Source organism: Candidatus Venteria ishoeyi, assembly GCF_030378065.1.
In the GTDB taxonomy this organism is placed as follows: Bacteria; Pseudomonadota; Gammaproteobacteria; order Beggiatoales; family Beggiatoaceae; genus Venteria; species Venteria ishoeyi.
The window spans coordinates 1-1,940 of the sequence record NZ_JAUCGJ010000103.1 but is presented as its reverse complement, the minus strand read 5'-3'; the positions used below and the strand labels follow the sequence as shown (position 1 = coordinate 1,940).

Genomic DNA, 1,940 nt, shown 5'->3' with positions numbered 1-1,940 from the left:
TTTATCTGTTGTAAATCGTTGTCACTGAGAGTCATATGCTATGTGAGAACCTGAATGATTATGCTTTATACTGTTACATAAATTGTTCTGATATACAATATTTGCTTTGGGGGTCTGAACGGTTACCTTGCAACAGGGTCTTTTTCGGATGAAGCTTGAGCGCAAGTTGAGTACCAAGAAATGCTTCAATTTCTGCTTTCCATTGATTCAATTGTTGTGGGTTATGGTGTAATAAGACGATATCATCTACATAACGGATATAATATTTTACTTTTAGCTGATGCTTGACAAACTGATCCAGTTCATTGAGATAAAGGTTAGCAAAAAACTGGCTGGTAAGGCTACCGATAGGCAAACCTTTGCCTTTTGCAATATGAAACATTGATTTATGGGGTGGTATTTGCTTGATCATGTCACTATTGCCAGTAAGAACTGGATATGGAATACAGGGATTTTGCTTAAGGATGGTTCTGGTTAGATATAAAATAAAGTGACATTCTTCTTCACTAATATCATGAATCGTTCTGACTTGTTGGCGAACAATTCGCCATAGAATATTTTTATCAATAGAAGGGAAAAAGCTTTGAATATCCATTTGAATAAAATAACGGTTATTTGGATTGCAAATGAATTTTTGTAAACGTTGAACCGCTTTATGGGTTCCTTTGCCTTTACGGTTAGCAAAACTATCATGAATAAAGCGGCGGTCAATATATGGTTGAATACGATCCACAAGAACATGATGAACCAAACGATCACAAAATGCAGGGGCAAATATTTCACGTACTTTTGGGTCTTTGACCACAAAACAGCTATAGCGTGATGGGCTGTATTGTTGCTGTTCTAATTTATATGCCAAATCTGAGGTTAGTTTGGCAGATGATAACAGGCTGCTTTTTTTCTGTACGCTATTGGCGGATTTTTGATAAATTTTCAGTAGTTCGATTTGGAAATTTTGCATGAAAAGATTACTAAATATTATTTGCTTGCTTCTATTATACAGCGGTATTTCAGAGGTTACCGCAGAGATTATCCTGGATGGGGATTTATCCTGTATTGATTATGCCGATGTGCGTATTCTGGGAGGAAATTCACTTGATCCAGCATTAAAACCCGGTGAGCGTTTGTTGTTTATTGGTGGTTATTATCAGTGTAATCCAGCCAAAACAGGAGATTTGGTGCTGTACCGCTGGGGTGATACCAAGAATGTTGCCAAGTTTGTTCGCGGGGTAGGAGGCGATCTATTCGCGGTGCGGGAAATAGCCCCGGATCAGTGGCGACTTGAATTAAATGGTCAAGCCTTGCTTAATTCTCTGGACGGCGATTATGTTTTGAGCGAAAAACGTTCGCGTTTTATTCGCATGTTTGCGCGTAAAATTAAGAAGGACGAGGTGTTGTTGCTGGGCGATAAAACCGATGGTTCGCACGACAGCACCCGTTTTGGCTTAGTGCGCGTGAATAAATTGGCTGGTCGATTATTTTCTTTAACCCGTAAGGTATATAAGCGATAGCGTCATACACCATTATCGAAGCCGTAAAAAAAGGGGACGCTACCCTTTATTTAACAAAAAAGGGGACGCTACCCTTTATTTAAGGAATACAACATGAAGTTTATAACTTGTTGTATTTCTTATAGCCTGAACTGTATAAGGAAGCATTGCTTCCTTATGACAGGGCGTATAAGCGGTAGCGTCATACGCATGAGACTGCTCAAGTGAGACTGCTCAAGGACAAGCGGATAAATAAATCATCAGGTGAAATCATCAGGGACACGCCATTAAATCAACAAACTATGCACTTAAAGTACATAGTTTTTTCTCGTTCCCAACCTCCGGTTGGGAATGCCTGCTTTGACGCTCTGCGTCGTACAACTTTTTGAACTGTGATTTATATGATTTATATAATTTTTGTGAGGAAAGTATCCATTAATCATAAGAATC

2 protein-coding genes are annotated in these 1,940 nt (G+C 38.9%); one reads left to right on the top strand and one right to left on the bottom strand.

Features of this window, described 5'->3' with window-relative positions; translation table 11 throughout:
• Positions 1–73 precede the first annotated feature (73 nt).
• Complete coding sequence (locus QUF61_RS18060) at positions 74–961, bottom strand: RNA-directed DNA polymerase (protein ID WP_289682945.1); 888 nt, start codon at positions 959–961, stop codon at positions 74–76.
• Here QUF61_RS18060 and lepB point away from each other — a divergent pair.
• Positions 960–1,511 carry a signal peptidase I gene (gene lepB, locus QUF61_RS18055; RefSeq protein WP_103919538.1) on the top strand — a complete coding sequence of 184 codons (552 nt, stop codon included), beginning with the start codon at positions 960–962 and terminating at the stop codon, positions 1,509–1,511. The genes QUF61_RS18060 and lepB overlap by 2 nt on opposite strands.
• The last annotated feature ends 429 nt before the right edge of the window (positions 1,512–1,940 follow it).